The following is a 19,747-nucleotide window of genomic DNA, read 5'->3' on the forward strand; positions in this document are numbered from 1 at the left end:
CGCGCCTCGGGAACGTTCCCCTGGCAGGCTGCGTCAGCAGGTTCTTTTTTCAGCAGGCACTCTGACCGTCCCCCTTTGTTACCTATTGGGTCAAACACAAACACGAATCAGTTTCTTCACTCCCAAAAAGCCCGGTTACTGCGGCATTATACCAGTGGACAAAAGATCAAATCAAGGGCGGCGGTTCGTGTTTTTCACTTTCCCGAGCCATTCGATGGGAATCGGCAGCGCGAGCAACTCCCGACGCGCCAGCGGCCGGCGCGCGGTCGCATACACGTTCGCGCCGTAGAACCGCACGGCCTCTGCGTCAGGGCTGGTGTAGCACCAAATCTGGCGATTGCGGATCACGTCTCGAACGTATTGCGGAGAGGTGGGGGTGGGGATCGGCGCCACGGTCACGAGTTCCCACTGCCCGTTGAGGAACAGACACATCTGCGTCTTGTTCAGCACCACGCGACGCGGCGGTTCCGGCGGCTCGCGGCGCTTGCGCGGGACGTACCGACTCGCGCGGAGCAAACCCGATTTCGGGCAGACGTACCACTGATAGCGGTAGTCGCTCGTGCGCAGGGATTGGCCGTAATTGCGGTAGTGTGGTTGACCGCGACACGGCTCACCGTCGATCAGGATCACGTCCGTAACGACGTACTGGAAGAGGTGCGTGAGGATGTGCTTTTGAACGACGTTGCCGCGATCAACGAACTGGCAGATTTCCGAATAGATCTTGTTCCACGGGCGCCCGACGTTCGTTTCGAGGAACCGGCGGAGCGGGCCGAGGTGTTCGTTGAAGGATTTCCTCCCGTGTCCGTAACTGCTTTTGATGCCTTCGCGTTGGGGTGGGTCGTCGCCCGCGTCTTCGTACTGTTTTAGCTGCTTGCGGTAGCCCTTGCCGGGCCAACTGTCCGCGCGCCGGCGGCCGAGGCGCGGACGCTCGACCAGCACTTTTCCCATGTCCGCCCGCATGACGACTCCTGTTGAGGTCACAGGAGCGGACACCCTTCATCAACACGCGGTTCGCACGAATTCACGCTCGTTCCACGCTGTGCCCGGTGGAAATACGAGTCACGAAGCAGGGAACTCGACTCCGGAACCGCAGCGTAAGTGACAGTGCCGTATCGCTATCAGGGGTGATCGCGAACACCGTCGGCCCCCACGAACTCTGCCCCACCCCTCGCACGCCGGTCGCGCGCACGTCTTCGATCAGCGCCGCAATATCGGGTGAAGCGTACTCCCCGCCCTGGGCCGCGCTGAACGGCTCGCCGGCTTTCCGGTTGAACTCGTGAACCGCTTCGCCGAAGGCGTCGATGTCCTCACGCTGCGCGGCGGGCCAAAGTACAGTTTCGGCCAATCGCCTCAGCGCCTCCGGATCACCCGGAACCGCGGTCGCAAACGCCTGGCGCTCACTGGCCCCGTGCCAGTGCCCGGCACCGGCCGGTGTGAACAGAACCACGCGCCATTCGCTCGGAAGCGGGAGCTGGCCGAACAGTGGGGAGACGCCCTCTCCCGGTAGTTTGCCCCTGTCGATGAGCAGTCCGCCCTGATCGAACCCGTGAACACCGATCGCGGACCGTTCCCCGCGCCCGATCCGTGCCGCGAGGTCCGTCGAGAGTAGTTCGTCTCCCCCTCCGGTCGCGACGGCCAGTGCCTTCGCAATCGCCAAACCGAGCTGCGTCCCCACGCCCAGCCCCGTATGTTCCGCCGGGCAGCGTTCCACCAGCACTTGAAACGGCCGCCGTCGTTCTTCGGGCAGCGCGAGCATGAAGCGCATCGCGAAGACCTGCGCCCGGCTCGCGAGCGGCCCCTCGAACTGCCACGAATCCGCGGGCCGAACGGTCACGACCACGCCGGGCTGTTCGATCATCAGGCCCGCGCCGCCGAAGGCCCGCGAGCCTGCTTCTGATTCACCCGCGACTGGCACCCGAAACAACCCGAAGTGCAACCGGCTCGGCGCGACCACGCGAATCATCGACCCGCCTCCACTTCGCGCAACTTCGCTTCGAGCAGGTCCATTGCGGCGTGTTCGTCCGGTCCGCCCGTTTTGCCCACAATTACCCGGAGCTTCGCGAACTCGGCCGCGACTTCCGTGAGGGGGAGAAAGTGTAGTCGCGTCGCAAGAATCGCGGCCTCAACGACCGCGTGCTTCGCGCGGTTGAAGCCGAAGAAGTCGCGCGTGCGCCCCGCGTGAACCACTTCGGCTTCCAGAGTCACGCGCTCGCTGGACGCATCGACTGATTTCACCACGAACTCGAAATGCCGGCACGAATCGGTCAGCACGAACCCGCGCACGCGATCGGCCGGGCGTGTTGGCGGGATAGCGCCCACGGCCCCGATCGCGGCCCGTGCCAAAAGTAGCGAGTCGTCGGTCACGTGGAGCACGCCCTCGCGGTGGCGGAGCAAGTTCTGGTACGTATTGGACGTTGGAAACGGGCGGAGTGTGAACCGCGCGAAGTCCGGGCCCACGCGCGGCCCCATCGGTGCGAGGTGCGGCGCGCCGGTCGCATCGAGTGTGGTTACAAGACCTTCGAGAATCATCACGGGTTCCAAGTTCCAGGTTCCAAGTTCCAAGTTCCAAGTTAACACCGTCACAGCTCTGTGAGATCTTCAACCTGGAACCTGGAACTTGGAACTCACAAACTTCGCAGTAATCCGGCGGCTTTGTGCAGGGTTTCTTCGTACTCGCGTGCGGGGTCGCTGTCGGCCACGATTCCCCCGCCCACGGGGAACTGCACCCACCCGCGACCCGCGGTGAACGTCCGGATCAGGATATTCGTGTCCATCGCGCCGTCGAACCCGATCCAGCCGAGGCTGCCGCAGTACGGTCCGCGTGCGGTCGGCTCCAGTTCCGCGATGATCTCCATCGCCCGCACTTTCGGCGCGCCCGTCACGCTCCCGCCGGGGAACGTCGCTCGGAGCAAATCGAGCGGACCAAGCCCGGCGCGAAGCTTCCCGCGAACTTCCGAAACGAGGTGATGCACGAAACGGAACGTTTCCACTTCGCACACGCGCGGCACCTTCACCGACCCGAACTCGCAAACCCGGCCGATGTCGTTGCGGAGCAGGTCCACGATCATCACGTTTTCGGCCCGGTCCTTCGGGCTGGTGGAGAGGTCGCGGATCAGGGCCGCGTCGTCTTCGGGCGTCTTTCCGCGCGGGCGCGTGCCCTTGATCGGTCGCGTTTCGACTGCGCCGTCGGGGTGGACACGCAAGAAGCGTTCCGGCGACGCGCTGAGAATCTGGAACTCGCCAAGGTCGAAGTACCCCGCAAACGGGGCCGGGTTCAAAGCACGAAGCCGGCTGTAGAGTTCGAGCGGGTGTTCGCGGAGCGGTGCGAGTAGTCGCTGCGAGAGATTCACCTGGAAGCAGTCGCCCGCGTGGACGTATTCCACCGCGCGCCGGACCGCGGCCTCGTAGCCGGCGCGGTCGAAGTTGCTCGTAACGCCGGGGAAACCGGGGAGCGGGTGTTGGGGGGCGAGTGCGGATTCAGGGAGATCCGAAAGGTACTCTCGATCACACAATCGCATTTCGTAGGGGCGAGACAACCAAGCCAACACGTCGCGTAAGCGGCTACCGGCGCGTTCGACCTGTTTCGGCCACTCAATCCCTATCTCGCCGGTTGACACGATCCAAGCACGACGTTGGTGGTGGTCGAATGAAAACACCCAGTCGTAACGGCCTAGTGCGAGTTCCTGCACCTCGAATTCATCGAACTTCGTAGCGTGGATTCGCTCGAAGTGACGTCCCAAACCGTAACCGAACAGTCCGGCGTATCCCCCTTGAAACGGTGGTAGCCCCGAAATGGCAGCAATATGACGCGGCACGGTCTCCATCTGGCGCCGACTGGCGAAATCACTGGCGATGCCGTAGGGATCGGCACTCACATACGAGTACCGCCCACGGTCGGCGTGCTTTTCGGCGGAATCGAGGAACAACAGGTGCGGGAGGTGCGCCAGTTTGCGTGCGACGGCCCACGGGTCCGGGGGCGGAACGAGTTCGACCGCGAGCGGACCGCCCGGCGGTGTCGGCACGGGCACCGCGTCGAACTGGAGTGGGGGGCCGGAATCCATGCAGTGAAGTATACAGCGCGCGTCCGGTGGCACACCGCGAGTCCGCACCGGCTGTGATCGGTTGTTGTGTGCTGAGGCACGGTGAACCCCGCCCGCAAGGGCGGCGGGTCATTCCACCCGCCGCCCTTGCGGGCGGGGTTCACCAATACCCGTTTGCGCAGTGCAACCCACCGCTCTTGTGGGCGGGACTCGCCAGCAACCGCGCAACCTATCACCGGCCAGCTCACACCGACCGTTCGCCAAGCCCCTCAGAGAATGCGCTTCTTGGCTGGCTCGGCGACCCAACTCGCTTATACTGATCGGCGCCCACCACACCTCCCGGCGGGTGCGTTTCATGAATGACGATGCGCTCCGCGGGTTCACCGGTTCCGTCCGGTTGTTCCCGCTCCCGAACCTCGTGCTGTTCCCGCACGTCGTGCAGGGTTTGCACATTTTCGAGCCGCGGTACCGGCAAATGACTGCTGACGCGCTCGCGGGCGACAAACTTATCACAATGGCCCTGCTCTGCGCCGACCAGGACGAACCCGCTCCGCGCCCGCCGATCGAACCGGTTGTGTGCATCGGGCAGATTGTGTGGTCGGAAAAGCTCATCGACGGGAAGTACAACCTACGGCTCCGCGGGATCAGTCGCGCACGCATCCTTGCGGAACTGGATCACGACGTGCCCTACCGCACGGCCCGCGTGGAACTGATCCCCGACACCGCGCCGGACGACCTCGCCTTACTGACGCGCTTGCGGCGCGAACTCGCAAAGGCAGTCCTGCCGCGATTCGAGAATGATTCGCCTTCCAAGCGCCAACTCGAAGAACTCTTCGACGGCGACATGCCGCTCGGCCACGTATGCGACGTGCTCGCGTTCGCGCTGCCGTTGCCAGTCGAACTGAAACAATCGCTCCTGGCGGAACCGCACGCGGACCGGCGCGCGACGACCATTGCCGACGCCCTCCGCGTCTCCGCGGCCCGCGCCGACCGCCCGTTCCCCCCGCCGTTTAGTGCGAATTAGCCGCGGTATTTTGTGTCGGGCGGGGCGCGTTCGTATAAATCACCCCACGGTCAGTTGCTGAAGAGCCGAAACCACGACTCTCCCAGGAGAACTCGCAATGGCACGCACCGTCACGTTCAAGGGCAACGCGGTCGAACTGGCAGGTAACGAACTGAAGGCCGGCGACACCGCCCCGGCTTACACTGGCCTGCAAGGGCTTTCGGCCGTCACGCTCGCGGACACCCCGGCCAAGGCCCGGTTGTTCAGCGTTGTACCGTCGCTCGACACCGGTGTTTGCAGCATGCAGACCAAGAAGTTCGACGAGGGCATCAAGGCACTCGGCGACACGGTCGCGTGCTACACGGTGAGCCTCGACCTCCCGTTCGCGCAGAACCGGTTCTGCACGAGCGAGGGCATCGCGACGATGAAGACCGTTTCGGACGTTCACGACCACTCGTTCGGCAAGAACTGGGGCGTCCTTATTGAAAAGGGGCTGCCTCTGAAGCTCCTCACACGCGCCGTCTTCGTTGTCGACGGCGCCGGAAAGGTGACCTACGCCGAATACGTTCCCGAAGTGACCAACCACCCGAACTACGACGCCGCGCTCGCCGCGCTCAAGGCCGCCGCGAAGTAACACGCTGACGAGAATACAAACGACCGGGGCGGGAAGATGTCTTCCCGCCCCGGTCGTTTCGTTCGCACATATCCTTTTTACAATTCAATTTTCTGCTCGCCCATCTTGCCCAGTTCCACCGGAAGATGGCGAACTATGGCCGAATGTGCAGACTCTACCGCTTGTAGCGACTACTGCCGGCTGTCCGGGTTGTGCCGCGACCTAAAACAGTTTGTTCGGCGTTTGGCACGAATTACTCTGATGTAGACGCACGCCCGCGCCCGGGGCGCAGAGAAATGCACCATTGGAGATCGCACCATGAACCTGACCCGATGTGCGGGGCTCGCACTGGCACTCGGCACCGCCCTCGCCGCGCCGAGCCGCGCCACGGCCGCCTGGGACAACGTGTTTCAAGTGTGCTGTAACGACTGTAACAAGCCGCGGGCCAGCTACTACGCCGCGCCCGAAGCCTGCCCCCAACCGTGCCCGCAGCCCGAGATGCGGGTGAGCTACGTGCAGCGCAGCTACTACCAACCGGTCACCGAGTACGTCCGCAAGAGTTACTATGAGCCGGTGACGAAGAAGGTGACGAGCTACTACTACGAGCCGGTCACCGAGTACAAGTACAGCACCTACTATGACCCGTGCACCGGGTGCCCGCAGAAGGTCTGCACCCCGACGACCGCCTACAAACTCCGCAGCCAGTGCAACTCGGTGACGAGCTACGTGGAGCGGTGCGCGATGGTCCCGGTCACGACCCTGAAGCAGGTCAACTACCAGCAGCCGGTCGTGAGCTACTACTACCCGCCGGCCCCGACCGGCACGAGCTTCTACCCGCTCCCACCGATGGGCGCCCCGAGCGGCCCGACCGTCGAACAGTTCCGCGAAAGCACCCCCGGCGTGATGCCCGGCGGTGGGTCGGACAGCACGATTCCGCCGACGAACGTGCCGTCCACGCCGAACAACATGTCGAACCCGCGCCCGAGCACCGCGAAGGTGCGCCCGGAGCGCACGGTGAGCCGCAGCAGCGTCGTGTCGGTGCGCGGCGAAGTGGTCCTCAACGACCAGATCACCCCGCGGGCCGGAGCGAAGGTCGTGTTCATGAACGCGGAGAAGCCGGACCAGAAGCAGTACGTGACCGCGAACGCCTTCGGCGAGTTCGACCTGCGCCTGCCGGCCGGGGACTGGTACCTGTACGTCGGCGAGGGCACCCAAGCGACGTACCACAAGAAGATCAGCGTCGGCGACCGCGACACCGTGGACTACAAGGTCGTGAGCCGCTAACCGATTGACAGCGAACCCCGCCCGCAAGGGCGGTGGGTGGGGCACATAAACCCGACCCACCGCCCTTGTGGGCGGGGTTCACCTCACCGATTAACCGAACGCCGCGCTCAAGCGCAGGTGCTGTTCGAGGTCCAGCGCTTCGCTCCGCAGGGTGCCGTCGATCCCCAGTTCGGCGAGCTTCGCGTCCACGTCCTTCTTCTCGCGCGCCCCCGACGGCCAGCCGACCAGCGCCTGGCGCAGGTTCTTCCGCCGGTGAACGTACAGGTCGCGCAGGAACACGCGGAACTTCATCACGTCGCCGACCTTCGCGCGCTTCTCCGCGTTCGGCTTGATGAGCACGATCGCCGAATCCACCTTCGGGCGCGGGTGGAAGTTCGAGGGGAGCACCTTGCGCACGGTCTCCACGTCCGCGACGCTCTGCACGAGCACCGACAGCGCGTTGTAGTCCTTCGTGTTCGGCACCGCGCGCATCCGCTCCGCGATCTCCCACTGCACCATCACGACCATGCGATCGATGTCGGTCCGGGTGATGAGCAGGTTGCTGATGAGCGGCGTGGCGATCACGTAGGGCAGGTTCGCGACCAGCTTCTTGCGCGTGCAGTTCGCCCCTTTCACGGCCTCGTCCCAGGCGACGAGCATGTCGGGGTTCAGCTCGTTCTTCTTCGCGAGCGCGTCGCCGAACACGAACTTCACGTTCGGGCGCTCGCCGACGATCTCCTTCGCGACCGGTTGAAGCGAGCGATCGATCTCCACCGTGACCACCGCGCCCGCCGCGTCCGCGAGCTTGGCCGTGAGCGAACCGGTGCCGGTACCGACCTCCAGGACCGCGTCGCTCTGGTCGAGTTCCGCGGTGCGGACGATCAGGTCGAGCAGATTCAGGTCGATGAGGAAGTTCTGGCCGAGTTTGCTCTTCGCCTCCAGCCCGTAGGCTTCAAAAAGCCCGTGCAGGTACGAGAGCGTTTGACGCGGCGCGGGGGCGGAACCAGGAGCAGGCGGGGTGTCTGACATACGACTCCGAGCGAACGGGCAGAACCGAGTATTAACGCTCTGCCCGGTTCGCCTAAATGGTGAGGCTAACTCGTTTGAACAATTTCTGAACGTGCTTGGCGAGCAGGTCGAACTCCAGGTTCACCGCGTCGCCGGGCTTCTTGAACCCGAGCGTGGTGTGGGCGCGCGTGTGCGGGATTAGCATGATGCTGAACCGGTCGCGCTGCACGTCCACGAGCGTGAGGCTCACGCCGTCCACGGCGACCGAGCCTTTCCCCACGAGTAAATCCTCGAATTCTGGCGGGAACCCGAACCAGACCGTGATCCACTCGCCGGTCACGATTTCTTCGAGCACCTTCCCGACGCAATCGACGTGGCCGGTTACGAAGTGCCCGCCGAGCGAGTCGCCCACGCGGAGCGCGCGCTCCAGGTTCACGCGGTCGCCGACCGCGAGTCGGCCGAGGGTGGTTTTCACCAGCGTTTCCGGGCCGACTTCAAAGTCGAACGTGTCGCCCTCGCGCGCGACGACCGTGAGGCACGCGCCGCACACCGAAACGCTTTCGCCCAATTGCAGCCCGGGCGCAAGGCCGGGTTCGGCGACGCGCAACCGGCGCCCGCCCTGCACGTCCGCGACTCCGCGCACTTCACCCAACGCTTGTACGAGGCCGGTAAACATAGAGCGTCTACAGATGTTACGGCGAGCGGCACAACCGGATGCGCGCGCACGCCCGTGTGAACCGATACAAAATACGGAGTCATTCTAGCAGAGGATTTGCTGATGGGGATGCTGGACCACTGGCAACCGGTCCTGTTGAGCCGCCGTTTGCGCAATAAACCCGTAGGGATCGTCGTAGCCGGGGCGCCGGTGGCGCTGTTCCGTACCGCAGACGGTCGGGCCGCCGCGCTCTCCGACGTGTGCCCGCACCGGCGCCTGAAACTCAGCGCGGGAGACGTGGTCGGCGACCGGCTCCGGTGCAAGTACCACGGGTGGACGTTCGACGCTTGTGGAAACGGCGAAAGCCCGGCCACGCCGAAAATGACGACCTGCATGACGAGCTTCGACGTGCGCGAGGAGCACGGGCTGGTCTGGCTGAAGACGCGCGACAGCTCCCCGGAGTTCCCGGTCATCGACCCGCAAGGGTTCTTCCCGATCTGCACGCTCGAGCACACGGTTCCGGCACCGCTCGAACTCTCCGTCGATAACTTCAACGAGATCGAGCACAGCGGCACCGTTCACGACACCTTCGGCTACGACCTGGACCGCTTGCACGAAGTCAAAGTCGAGTTCGAGTCGACCGACGACACCGTGCGCGTGACGAACGCCGGACCGACGAAGCGCCTCAACCGCATTTTCGCCTGGCTCCTCGGGGTGCGCGCCGGCGACATCTTCCACGACCACTGGACCACCCGGTTCTCGCCGGTGTACTCCGTGTTCGATCACTGGTGGACCAGCCCGGACGGGTCGCGCGAGTCGATGGTGCGCTGGCGCCTCTACATCTTCTTCGTACCGCAGGACGACAAGACGACGCGGGTGTTCTCGGTCACGTTCGCGAAGTCGAAGTACCCCGGCCCGGCGGGCGCGCTGCGGTTGGCCCGCGGGTTCATGCGCCGCGAGATCGACCGCGAGGTCCGCGCGGACGTGACAATGCTCCACCACATGGCCGATTTCGGTACCAGCATCGAGGGGCTGAAACTGAGCCGGTTCGACAAGGTGCTCGGACTGACCCGCGAACGCATCGCCCGCATTTACCGCGGGATCAAGGGCGCGCCCGAACTGCGCTAATTACAACGAGATCCGCACACTCAGTAGCAATCAAAGCGCGGCCCGGTATCGATGAATTCACAGATCGGGTTGCGATTAGCCACCGAACTTTTAACGGTGACCGCATGATCTCCGCGATAATTTGTTTGGTCAGTGCTTTCGTTCCGGGACCGCTACCCGAAATAGAGCAAGCCATTCCACCCGCACAGTTGGTCGGCAAAACAGTGGATCAGGTCGAAGCGCTTTTGGGCGAAGCTACCGCGTCAATGACCGCCGGTGGAACCGGCAATTTGGCGGTGATACGTTTCTATCCAGGTGCGCGGCTAGTCGTGACGTATGGCGGCCAAAACGGAGCGGCCGTCGCAGTTCTACGAACCAAATAGCAACGCAACTGAGAAACGGGAGAAACCGCTTCCACGATTCAAAAAAACGGGAGGCAAAAGCCTCCCGTTCGCATTGATCAAATTACTGAACGAATCAGTCATCGAAACGAAACTTGCCGTGGCAGTTGGTGCAGGCCGCTTCGAGAAGCGTCAGCTTGGTGCGCAGCATCCTGGAGTCCGGGGTCTTCTTGGTCGCTTCGGCTATGATCTCCTTGCTCAGGTCGACCGACTGCTTGCTGATCGCCTTCCACTCCTTCTCGCTCTCCGGCTTGGTCCGGGCCTTCTCGTTCGGGTAGTGGAGGATGTACTCGTTAATCACCGCGGACCGCACCGCCAGGATCTCGACGGCGGCTGGGTCGAGTTTCACCGTGCTCCCCTTCGCGGTCCAACTCTTCAGATCCTTCTCGATGTTCAGGCCGCTCGGTACCTTGCTGACCAGTGTGTTGGTGAACAGTTTCATCGTGGTCGGCATGTAGGTCACGTCCTTGTCCTTGGCCGCCTCGAACGCGGGGAGCGTGGGCAGATCACCCCCGGCCTTCCCGGTGCCCGGCTTGATCGCGAGCTTCTTCGCGAGTTCCGCCGCGTCCTTGTACTTCTTCGCGTTGATCGCTTCGCCGACCTTGATGACGTCGGCCTTCAGGGTCGCGTCGCCGAGAACATCAGCGTAGGCGGCGAGGACCAGCGCGACGCCGACGGCCGGTTTCGCGGACCGGGGCAACGGCTCCTCCGACTTGGCGAGTTCGTCGAGCCGGGTTTGGAGGAACTTGAGGTCGGCGTCCGCGGCCTTCTTGTACGAATCCTTGGGCAAATCCGGTGTACCGGCCGGTGCCGGGCCGCTCACGAGGCACAAGCCCGCAGCAGCCACCACGGCGCAGCCGACGAGGGTGCGGAGAGAATTGGTCACGAACGTGTCTCCTTGATCGGGATGCGAACGGACGACCAACAGGTGGGTAGAATACGGGACCGCGGCGCTCGCCGGCAGTCACGCCCGAGTATTATCGCACCCGCGCCATCAAGAGGGGAGTCCCGCCAGTAGAAAAGCCGCAAGTCACGAGCGCCGGTCGGCCCGATCGAACAATTCTCGCAGCGAGAGCACAAAACCCGGCAAAATGCCTTCACCATCAAGAGTACCATCGACCGGAACGGGGGCCACCGTGTCCGGCCCACGGAACACGTTCGCCGATCGAGATTCCGGATCGATCTCCCAAACGCGCTTCACACCGGCGCGGAAGTATTCGTCGCGCTTGCGGGCCATCTCCCGATCCGTGTTTGATGCGCTCAGCACCTCGATCACCAGATCGGGAACGATGGCGGGCACCTTGTCGTCGCGCGGCGGCGGTTTGCCGCCCGGCAGGTTCGCCCACGCGATGAACGCCACGTCCGGCGCGCGCCCGATGCCGGGGAGCACCTTCATTACGCCGTCCGGTCCGGAGCACATGCCGAGGTCGTTGGTCCGGAGGTAGGCGTACAGTTCGCCCGCGATAATCATGGCGAGCCACGATTCGTGGAACCCCATCGCCTTCTCCACCAGCGTGTTGTCGACCCACTCGCACGTCGGCCCGCTCCGCTCCTCGTTCACACGAATCAGGTCGCCGAACGTCGCCCGGCCCGGTGGCGGGTCCAGGCGCACGCGGTCGGCGGGAATGTCACCGAGTTGTTGCAAGAGATCCGCGACCGTCCAACGCGGTGCGATCGGAACCGAGCGCGGAGAATCGGGTAATGTGACCGCGGTCGCCATTCGGGTACCTCCACATCGAATTATCGGCCCCGAACTCGCATCCCGCAACGGCGGTTACGTTTTGCCCAGCACCAAATCCACGACCCAGCACCCGCGCACGTGCGCGCCCGGCGCGCGGCAGTGGTCGAGGATGTCGCCGATTTCGCACCCGGCGTCTTGCAGGGCGTCGGCCAGAATCGGCATCAGGGAATAATCCTGGATCGCGTAGATTATTCGCGCGAGGTACATCGCGTTGGAGGTGCGCCAGCTCGGGTCGAAGTCGATCCACCCGAACGGGTCACCAACGATCTCGTGTAACACGTCCGCGAACCGAACGTCGTGGGCTTCGCGCTCTTGAACGGCTTCGGCGCTGTCGCCCGAGGCCAGCGCGAGCAGCACGTTCTGGAAAATCTGGTGCCGACTGCGTTTACCTTCGAGCCAGAGCGCGAGATCGATCAGCGCCCGCTCGGCCGCCATTTCCCCGGGCGACTGAAGCGAGTGGTGCGAGTGCGGGCGCACGTACCACACGTCCCAAGCCCCCCAGCGGCGGCTCCAGTTGTACGTGTCCCAGAGCTGAGAATTACCCCGACACGGCGCCGCCGGATTCGGGCCATCGACAACGAGTTCGGTCTGCTCGAACGCTTCCCGGTGCCACGGTTCCGGGCACAGCGCTAGTACCTCCCGGCAGCACGCGAGCGCGAACAGGCGCCACTTCCGGTCCGAAATGTCGGTTTCGACCGCGAGCAGTTCGGAACAGCGGGTTGCTGCGCGCCACTCCTGCTCCGCGTGCCACAATTCCGCGGCCCGCTCCTGGCGCCGGCGATCGGATCGTTTGGTCATATTCCCTCCGCCGCGTGTCACGGCGCCGGGGAACCGGAGTTACGACTTGCCGAGAACGAGATCGACCACCCAGCACCCCCGAACATGGAGGCCGGCGCCGTGGCAGTGGTTCAGGACGTCCGTGTTACTGCACCCGGCGTCCTGGAGCGCATCCGCGAGAATGGGCATCGCGCTAAAGTCGCGCGACTCGTACATTTGCCGCGCGAGCAGCATGGCCGTTTGTGTGCGCCAACGTTTGTCGAACTTCGCTCTCTTAAAAGGGTTGCCCGCAATATCCCGGAAAATGTCGGCTCGAACGAGGTGTCGGGCGGTCGTTGCGTCCTGGTCGTCGGTTGGTGGCGGAGCGAGGCTCGCGTCGTTGAGGCAAAAGCCTTCCACACAGTCACCCAACTGGGCGGAATTCGTCCAAAGCAGATAACTGGCGAGCGTGCCTGCAATAATCGAACGCGCCCCGTCGAACATCATGTCGAGTTGATTCTTGTGCGCGTGCCCGTCAACGAACTGCTCCGCGAGTACCGCGGCGTGCCGCACCAGCGGGTTCGTCACGCGGACCCAGTTGTACCGGCACCACGCGACCATAAAGAGCCGTAACTTCCGTGCCGACATCATCATCGCCGCGAAACTCGCCAACCGGCGCGCGTCCGCCGATCCGAACCACTCCTCTTCGGTCATTGTCCGCTCCCCATCGGCTAACCGGCCGCGCCGACCTGTTGTAAAGTAATTCCATGACGAACGCGAACGCCGAACTTCCCCCGCCGCCCGTCCAGTACCGCGAGCCGGTGTCCATTGGGACAATCAAACTCGCCTCGCGGTTCAACCTCGCGCCGCTCGCGGGGTATACCAATCTCCCGTTTCGGCTGTCCGTTCGCGAACTCGGCGGCGTCGGGCTTTGTACCACCGACCTCGTCAACGCCCGCGCGATCGTTGATGGTATTCAGAAGACGATGATTCTGCTCGCCACGGATCCGGCCGAGCGCCCACTGTTCGTGCAGATCTTCGGCTCCAAAGCGCATGAGATGGCCGGCGCCGCGAAGTGGCTCGTCGAGCGCAAGCTCGCGGACGGCATCGACATCAACATGGGCTGCCCCGTGCGGAAGGTCGTGAAGACCGGCGGCGGGTCGTCCATGATGTGCGACACCACGGGCGCGACCGTCGATCTCGTCCGGCAGGTAGTCGAGGCCGTACCAGTGCCCGTAAGTGTGAAAATGCGACTGGGCTGGGACGACGACAACCTGAGTGCCCCGTACTTCGCGCGCGAGTTCGAGAAGGTCGGTGTCGCGGCGCTCACCATCCACGGCCGGACGCGCGAACAAGGCTTTTCGGGCGGCGTGAATCACGAGGGCATCCGGCGCGTCGTGGAGGCGGTCGAGCGCATCCCAGTGTTCGGCAACGGCGACGTGCGCTCGGTGTGGGATGCGGCCCGGATGATCGCCGATACCGGCTGCCACGGCATCGCGATGGGGCGCGGCGCGCTCGCGAACCCGTGGATATTCCGCCAGTTCGATTCGTGGGTGCGAACGGGCGATCCCGGTCCGCGCGGAACTTACGCGGAGCGCCTCGCGTTCATGCGGCTCCACCTGCGCCGGTTGGTCGAATGGAAGGGGAGCGAGAAAAACGGCTGCGTGCATTTCCGCAAAGTAGCGACGTGGTATACGAAGGCCCTGCGGTTCCCGAAGCGCGTGCAACAGCAGCTCGTGATGCTCTCGGGACTGGACGAGTTCGAGGCGATCATCGCCCCGTTCGCGTCCGGTTCGGCCCCCGAGGGTTGGACCGAATACGACTCCCAGCAAGCGCACATTGCGGTCCCCGCTGGACCGATCGCCCACTGGTAAGCGCCCAACACAAAGCCACACGCAAGTAACCCCCGCCCTTGTGGGCGGGGTTCACCAAGCGATCGATCACGCGAAGAGCGCAATCAGGTCGGTCACGCTCGTCAGTTTCTCCAAGTCCCAGCAGCGCGCGAGGATCTCGTCGGCCTTCGCCTTGCCGTACTTCGGCTCCGCGACGCGACGGAACTTCGTTTCGACTTCCGCGTCCGTCATCGGGTTCCCGGCGTGGCCGCGCGGGAACTCGACCTCCTTTACCAGCGTGCGACCGTCGGTCAGCGTGACTGTGATACGGTTCGGGATGCCAGTCGGGTACCGCGGGTCGAGCGTCCCGTCGTGCCGGATCTTCACCTTCCCCGTGAACGCGACCAGCTTCGGGTTCGTGAAGTGGTCGTCGTCGAACGTTTCCAGGTACACGTCACCGTCGTGCAGCGCCGCGGCCGTGCAGTACGGGAGGCTGTGGTCGGCCGTCTCGCGGGTCTTCGGCGCCCACGCTTCCGGGTACTTCCCGATGATGTTGTAGCTCGCCTCGAATGTTGCGATGTCGATGCTCGCGACCTGCGAAACGTCGCCCTTGAGTTCCGCACGGATCTGGAGCGCGGCGTCGATGGCGCTCTGAGAGTGGTACTCCGCCGGCCAGAACTTGATGTACGTCTTGTTAATCATGAACCCGTCGGCGTTGCCCGGCTCGCTGCCGAACGGCGCTGGCGTGAACGCCTCGCGCGCCACCAGTTTGAAGAACCCAAGATCGCCTTCAAAAATGGGTGCGGGGCCGGTCATCCCGTCGGCCGCGAGGGTGGCCGCGAACACGCCATTACGGGCCGCGTTCGCGAACGCGCACCCCTTCCACATGCTCAACTCGCCCGACCGCGTTTGGCGCAGTGCGACGTTGCACACGCCCGCCAGACCGACGGTGTGCGTGAGTTTCGTCACGTCGAGCTTCATTAGCTTTGCCGCGGCCGTAGCCGACGAGATCGCGCCGTAGGTGACGTGGTCGACGCCGTGCTTCCGGAGGCTGGCCGCGTCGCAGAACCGGCACTGGATCTCGTAAGCGAGCACCGCGGCGGTGATCAGATCCTTGCCGCCCGCGCCCACCGATTCGCCCACCGCGAGCACGGCCGCGAGGTTGTCGCTGGGGTGCGCGGGTTCCTTGCTCAGATAGGTGTCGTTGAAGTCGAGGTAGCGGATGAGCAGCCCGTTCACGAACGTGGCCCACTCGACGCTCGACTTGCCCCCCGCGAGGATCGACGCACCGGGATTACCCGACACGCGGGACGCGCACTTCTTCGCGATCGCGTAGGCGTCCGACGGCATCGCGCCGATGGCGGTGGCGAAGGAGTCGATGAACCGCCGCTTCACCTCGTGAACGGCTTCCTTCGTGAGCTTGTCGAACGTGAGATCGTGTGCGTAACCGGCCAGCCGAGCGGCGAGCGTTTGAGGGGGCATCGCGAACATCCCTATCGAGGTAACGAATCGTTGGGATGTTGTACGAAAGCGAAGAAGCTCTACCCGCGTGATAACGAGCGGTAACGCGACGACCCAAAGCGGGGATTCGACAGGTGCGAGCCGAAGCGAGATTTTCGAGGGCCAATACAAGCGCCAAGCGTTGGTTGCGCGGCTCGCTTCCACATTTCCGCAGGACGGGTTCAAGCTTTTGACCCCGTCGGGCCGATGTAGCGGTCACGTTCCGTACCCGATCTCTGCACGAGTCCCATGAACGCCACAAAGCAACTGTCCGCGTTGTACGTCCGTAAGGTTCGCGGCATGGGGCGCGGGGTGTTCGCCGGGCGCGCGTACCGCAAGGGCGAGGTGATCGAAGTGTGCCCAGTGATCCGGGTCACGCCCGGGGCCGATGGGACCGCCGACGGGGGACTCGAATACTACGTGTTCCAGTGGGACAACGGTGCGCTGGCCGTGGCGCTCGGGTACGGGTCGCTGTACAACCACTCGCCCGAGGCGAACGCCAAGTTCACCCCGCGCCACGCCCGGAACGACATCGTGTTCAAGGCCACCCGGGACATTTCGGTCGGCGAGCAGATCTTCATCGATTACCAGTGGGACGAGGGCGACTACGCGACGTTCCGCTAAACGCCCCTGATTAGGCCGCCACGCGGACCTGTGCCCCCGCCCCCGCGCGAAGAAATTCGCGGTACCACGTGAGCGTTTCAGTCACGGCCTCGCAGAACGACCGGGCGGGTGCCCACCCAAGCGGGTTCGCCGGCGGAGCCGATTCGGTCCACCCAGGGGCGGCCCCGGCGAATTCCCCGCGGAACGCGACCGCAATTTGTCGGTCACTCATGTGCCAGCCGCTCCGGAACGGGTAGTCACCCGGACCGTTCTTCGCCACGTCTTCGGCCACACGCAGACACGCCCGGGCCGCGTCTCGCACGAACACGAAATCGTTCGCCGGGCCTTCGGGCGGGAGCGCAAAGTTCCCCGAAATCAGTCCGAGCGCGGCCGCAGGGGCCGTGCGGAACAGTTTCCGGTCGCCGGGACCGAACACGGCGCCGAATCGCGCGACGCTCAGCCCGTCTTCGTGTGTTTCTGTCGTGCACGCGAGGGTGATTTGTTGCAGAGGCCGTGCGGTCACGACCGGCACCCGGCGCGAATACAAGCTGGCAGCCTGAAGGACCGCGGGGGTGCTCCGATCGTCACCGAACGGGGAAGACGAGCAGAGGTGAAAGACCGCGGAGACTTCGTGAACGGCCATCGCGGAATGCAGCCGGAACACGTTATCCGCGCGTCCGCGAATCACATGCACGCGACCGCCCAGCCCCAAGACGTCGGCCCCGGCGCGCTCATGGATCAGTCCCACAACGTCCGCACCCGCAGCAAGCAGCTCCCGGGCCACCGCGCCGCCCAAGAAACCCGAGCACCCGGTTACGAGCACCCGGCGTCCGCGCCACGAAGATGTTTCTACAGCCATGAGGTCGCCTCCGTGCGCTCGCGTCTGTGATGATCCCTTCAAGCTAACCCGGGGTCGAACAACAGGTCAAGTCGAAGGCGCACAGTGAAAAATGCGTGCGAGGCACGTTTTGCGGGCGATCGGAAGCAGAACGGGCGGTCGGGAATTTCGAGGTGCGTTCACGTAACGTGAAAAGTCCGAATCTGTTGCGGAGATTCGGACCTCTGGGAGAGTCGTATTAAGCGGCCCGACGCAAAAGAGCGGCATCCCGTTTTTTGCGCCGGGTCGGGTTGGGACGCGGTTCCGAGCAACTGAGGGTATACGCCCCACACATCGGACACGGCCGAGATTCGAGTGCCTGGCGTTCGTAGTCCGTCAGGTGTCCCGTTCGCTTCCACGTCAGGGTGCATGATCCGCACGAAACGACCCAATTCCCCACAGTGCCCACGGCAGTCACCGCTTTATTGTTATCCGCGTGCGCGGGTTAATAGCGTGGGCGCCCGGGCCAGAGCGGTTTATCGGGAAAACCCCGAAAATCGTGCCCGACCCACACCCACCAAACCGCCACCGGAATGCCCTCTTCGTGGTGAAACACTAAAGTCGGCTGTTCCACCCGTCCGAAAACCCCGGCGTCGGAGGGGAGTCCGTCCCCCACGAACACGAACGTGCGCCCGCGGAAGGCTTGCGCATCGGCCACCGGGTTCGGGTGCCACACGTCGTACTGACTGTGCCGGTCGGCCATCGCCAGCCCGAACGAGTACGTTTCCGGGTGCCCCGAGCAATACACCCCCAGCGCCCCCGGCATGTTCCACACGGTGCCGGCCACGAGCGGCTCCGCGCCCGTTTCCGCGCGCACCCGATTACGGATCGCGTCCACCTCGCGTGCGAGCGTCTTCCACCCGCGGAGGCGCGCCGTCGGGTCGAGTTTGCGGATCGGCGTCGGATCTTTTTCCGTCGGCGCACCCGCGGCCGAAGCGAGCGCGGAGCGCATCAGTCCCGGAAAATGCACGAACGTCGACAGCACGATGCCGACCGCGACCCCGCTGCCCACAAACCGCATCACGAACTTATGGTTCTGCCCCCCGAGTTGATCGCGCACCCACGCAACGCACAGCACGAACCCGGTGACGTAAGCAGCCGCAGGCCAGTTGATCTGCCCGGACGCTTTGAAACTCGCGACCGCGAACACGGACCACACCGGCACCGACGTCCACCACAGGAACGCGACCGCCGGGTCCGCAGTGCGTCGAGCGCACCACGCGGCCGCGACCCACACCACGAACCACACGCCGATCAGGAACCCCGCTTGGCCAACTGCGAACGTGAGTGGGCCGAGCCAGCGAATGCCGCTTCCGCTGGTCCCGGCGGCCTGCGTACCGACGTGCCGGAACGTCACCCAGTCGTTCGCCCAGTTCCACAGTAGAACCGGCACCAATCCCAACGCGGACCCGAGCGCGAACACCCAAAAACCGGGGCGCTTCAGTTCGTCGCGCCGCGTGAAGAGCAAGTAGCCGAACACTCCGCACGGGAGCAGCACCATCGGGTACTTTGCGAGCACCCCGAACGCCGAACAGACCGCGGCGAGCAACCACCAGGGAAGAGAGAGAGCGAAGAACCCCTCCCCAACCCCTCCCCTAAGCGGAGAGGGGCTTAAAACCAGTGATGGTTCTGCTCCCCCTTCCTTCCTAGGGAAGGGGGTTGGGGGGTTAGGTTCTGCCGACAGCCCCTTCCACACACCGATCGCTGCCCAGCACCAGCACGCCAGGAACGGCGGGTCGATGGTCATCAGCACCGCGCCGGCGATTACGGGCGGGAGCGTCATCGCGAGCGCGACCGTTGCCAGTGCCGCGCGGTGGCTCTTGAGCGTCGAAGCGGCCAGGACGTACCACCCCGCCAGAAGTGCCGCGTGGCACGCGACCGCAGGGAGACGTACCGCGAACATCAGCGACCCGGTAAGCGCCTCGCTCGCGGGGCCGAACAGTTCGCATGAGGCCCGGATCAGCCACGCGACCAGCGGCCCCTTGCTGTAGTAGCTCCACGCGAGGTGGCGCGACCACTGCCAGTAGTGGGCCTCGTCCGGCGAGAGGTCGAGAGGGCAGTTAAAGGCCAGGTACATGAGGTGGAACACGACCGATGCGAGGATCAGGCCGAACGCGATCCGCTTGCAGGCACGGTCGGTGAGCTTCCACGCGAACGAATCCGGCGCCCCAGCGGGCACCCGCACAGCGACCGGGTTCAGACTTGGCACCATCGGCACGGCCCACCTGTTACAACAGCGCTTGGGAACCGGAGTCGATAAACCCTACGGCCCGGGCCGTCAACCCGAATCGCGCCGCCCTCCGAGCTTCCCACCGCGCGCGAAACCACTTATCATCTCACTGGAATCT

19 protein-coding genes are annotated in these 19,747 nt (G+C 64.4%); 6 read left to right on the forward strand and 13 right to left on the reverse strand.

The window, feature by feature from the left end:
* Positions 1–171: 171 nt before the first annotated feature.
* The 4 genes from VT84_RS20770 to pabB form a co-directional block, all read right to left on the reverse strand.
* On the reverse strand, positions 172–960 hold the full coding sequence (locus VT84_RS20770; RefSeq protein WP_082840856.1) for a hypothetical protein: 789 nt from the start codon (positions 958–960) through the stop codon (positions 172–174).
* A gap of 61 nt (positions 961–1,021) precedes the next feature.
* Positions 1,022–1,963, reverse strand: coding sequence for a hypothetical protein (locus tag VT84_RS20775; protein WP_082840857.1), 942 nt, complete (start codon positions 1,961–1,963; stop codon positions 1,022–1,024).
* A complete protein-coding gene (locus VT84_RS20780; RefSeq protein WP_052560816.1) occupies positions 1,960–2,529 on the reverse strand; it encodes a DUF447 domain-containing protein in 570 nt (189 codons plus the stop codon). The genes VT84_RS20775 and VT84_RS20780 overlap by 4 nt, the downstream gene beginning before the upstream one ends.
* Positions 2,530–2,624: 95 nt before the next feature.
* A complete protein-coding gene (gene pabB, locus VT84_RS20785) occupies positions 2,625–4,022 on the reverse strand; it encodes an aminodeoxychorismate synthase component I (RefSeq protein WP_052560943.1) in 1,398 nt (465 codons plus the stop codon).
* 373 nt (positions 4,023–4,395) lie between these two features.
* Here pabB and VT84_RS20790 point away from each other — a divergent pair, with 373 nt between their 5' ends.
* The 3 genes from VT84_RS20790 (at position 4,396) to VT84_RS20800 (ending at position 6,940) form a co-directional block, all read left to right on the forward strand.
* On the forward strand, positions 4,396–5,064 hold the full coding sequence (locus VT84_RS20790) for an LON peptidase substrate-binding domain-containing protein (protein WP_052560817.1): 669 nt from the start codon (positions 4,396–4,398) through the stop codon (positions 5,062–5,064).
* Positions 5,065–5,161: 97 nt separating this feature from the next.
* The gene (tpx, locus tag VT84_RS20795; RefSeq protein WP_052560818.1) at positions 5,162–5,677 is read left to right on the forward strand and encodes a thiol peroxidase; all 516 of its coding nucleotides are present in this window, start codon (positions 5,162–5,164) and stop codon (positions 5,675–5,677) included.
* A 297-nt stretch (positions 5,678–5,974) separates the two neighbouring features.
* Positions 5,975–6,940, forward strand: coding sequence for a hypothetical protein (locus VT84_RS20800; RefSeq protein ID WP_052560819.1), 966 nt, complete (start codon positions 5,975–5,977; stop codon positions 6,938–6,940).
* A 90-nt stretch (positions 6,941–7,030) separates the two neighbouring features.
* Here the strand turns inward: VT84_RS20800 and rsmA are convergent, their stop codons facing one another.
* Positions 7,031–7,948 carry a 16S rRNA (adenine(1518)-N(6)/adenine(1519)-N(6))-dimethyltransferase RsmA gene (rsmA, locus tag VT84_RS20805; protein WP_082840859.1) on the reverse strand — a complete coding sequence of 306 codons (918 nt, stop codon included), beginning with the start codon at positions 7,946–7,948 and terminating at the stop codon, positions 7,031–7,033.
* Between the two features lie 52 nt (positions 7,949–8,000).
* Positions 8,001–8,603 (reverse strand): riboflavin synthase, encoded by a 603-nt coding sequence (locus tag VT84_RS20810; protein WP_082840860.1) that lies wholly within the window; start codon positions 8,601–8,603, stop codon positions 8,001–8,003.
* Positions 8,604–8,705: 102 nt separating this feature from the next.
* Here VT84_RS20810 and VT84_RS20815 point away from each other — a divergent pair, with 102 nt between their 5' ends.
* Complete coding sequence (locus VT84_RS20815) at positions 8,706–9,710, forward strand: Rieske 2Fe-2S domain-containing protein (RefSeq protein ID WP_082840861.1); 1,005 nt, start codon at positions 8,706–8,708, stop codon at positions 9,708–9,710.
* A 456-nt stretch (positions 9,711–10,166) separates the two neighbouring features.
* Here the strand turns inward: VT84_RS20815 and VT84_RS20820 are convergent, their stop codons facing one another.
* From VT84_RS20820 to VT84_RS41010, 4 genes are all read right to left on the reverse strand, one after another.
* Positions 10,167–10,976: a hypothetical protein gene (locus tag VT84_RS20820; protein ID WP_082840862.1), complete on the reverse strand. Its 810-nt coding sequence runs from the start codon at positions 10,974–10,976 to the stop codon at positions 10,167–10,169.
* A gap of 144 nt (positions 10,977–11,120) precedes the next feature.
* Positions 11,121–11,810, reverse strand: coding sequence for a Uma2 family endonuclease (locus tag VT84_RS20825; protein ID WP_082840863.1), 690 nt, complete (start codon positions 11,808–11,810; stop codon positions 11,121–11,123).
* 54 nt (positions 11,811–11,864) lie between these two features.
* Positions 11,865–12,629, reverse strand: a complete 765-nt coding sequence (locus VT84_RS41005; protein ID WP_239465425.1) for a hypothetical protein — start codon at positions 12,627–12,629, stop codon at positions 11,865–11,867.
* 39 nt (positions 12,630–12,668) lie between these two features.
* Entirely contained in the window at positions 12,669–13,301 is a 633-nt protein-coding gene (locus tag VT84_RS41010; RefSeq protein WP_239465426.1) for a hypothetical protein, read from the reverse strand.
* Between the two features lie 53 nt (positions 13,302–13,354).
* On the opposite strand from VT84_RS41010, the gene dusB reads away from it, so the two are divergent.
* A complete protein-coding gene (gene dusB, locus VT84_RS20840) occupies positions 13,355–14,461 on the forward strand; it encodes a tRNA dihydrouridine synthase DusB (protein WP_082840864.1) in 1,107 nt (368 codons plus the stop codon).
* 66 nt (positions 14,462–14,527) lie between these two features.
* Here dusB and VT84_RS20845 read toward each other — a convergent pair whose 3' ends face one another.
* On the reverse strand, positions 14,528–15,901 hold the full coding sequence (locus VT84_RS20845; RefSeq protein WP_082843358.1) for an MmgE/PrpD family protein: 1,374 nt from the start codon (positions 15,899–15,901) through the stop codon (positions 14,528–14,530).
* Between the two features lie 267 nt (positions 15,902–16,168).
* Here VT84_RS20845 and VT84_RS20850 point away from each other — a divergent pair, with 267 nt between their 5' ends.
* Complete coding sequence (locus VT84_RS20850) at positions 16,169–16,543, forward strand: SET domain-containing protein-lysine N-methyltransferase (RefSeq protein WP_082840865.1); 375 nt, start codon at positions 16,169–16,171, stop codon at positions 16,541–16,543.
* A gap of 10 nt (positions 16,544–16,553) precedes the next feature.
* Here the strand turns inward: VT84_RS20850 and VT84_RS20855 are convergent, their stop codons facing one another.
* Positions 16,554–17,381, reverse strand: coding sequence for an NAD-dependent epimerase/dehydratase family protein (locus VT84_RS20855; protein WP_082840866.1), 828 nt, complete (start codon positions 17,379–17,381; stop codon positions 16,554–16,556).
* A 463-nt stretch (positions 17,382–17,844) separates the two neighbouring features.
* A complete protein-coding gene (locus tag VT84_RS20860) occupies positions 17,845–19,611 on the reverse strand; it encodes an ArnT family glycosyltransferase (RefSeq protein WP_082840867.1) in 1,767 nt (588 codons plus the stop codon).
* Positions 19,612–19,747 lie beyond the last annotated feature (136 nt).

The sequence above is a fragment of the Gemmata sp. SH-PL17 genome (assembly GCF_001610855.1).
In the GTDB taxonomy this organism is placed as follows: Bacteria; Planctomycetota; Planctomycetia; order Gemmatales; family Gemmataceae; genus Gemmata; species Gemmata massiliana.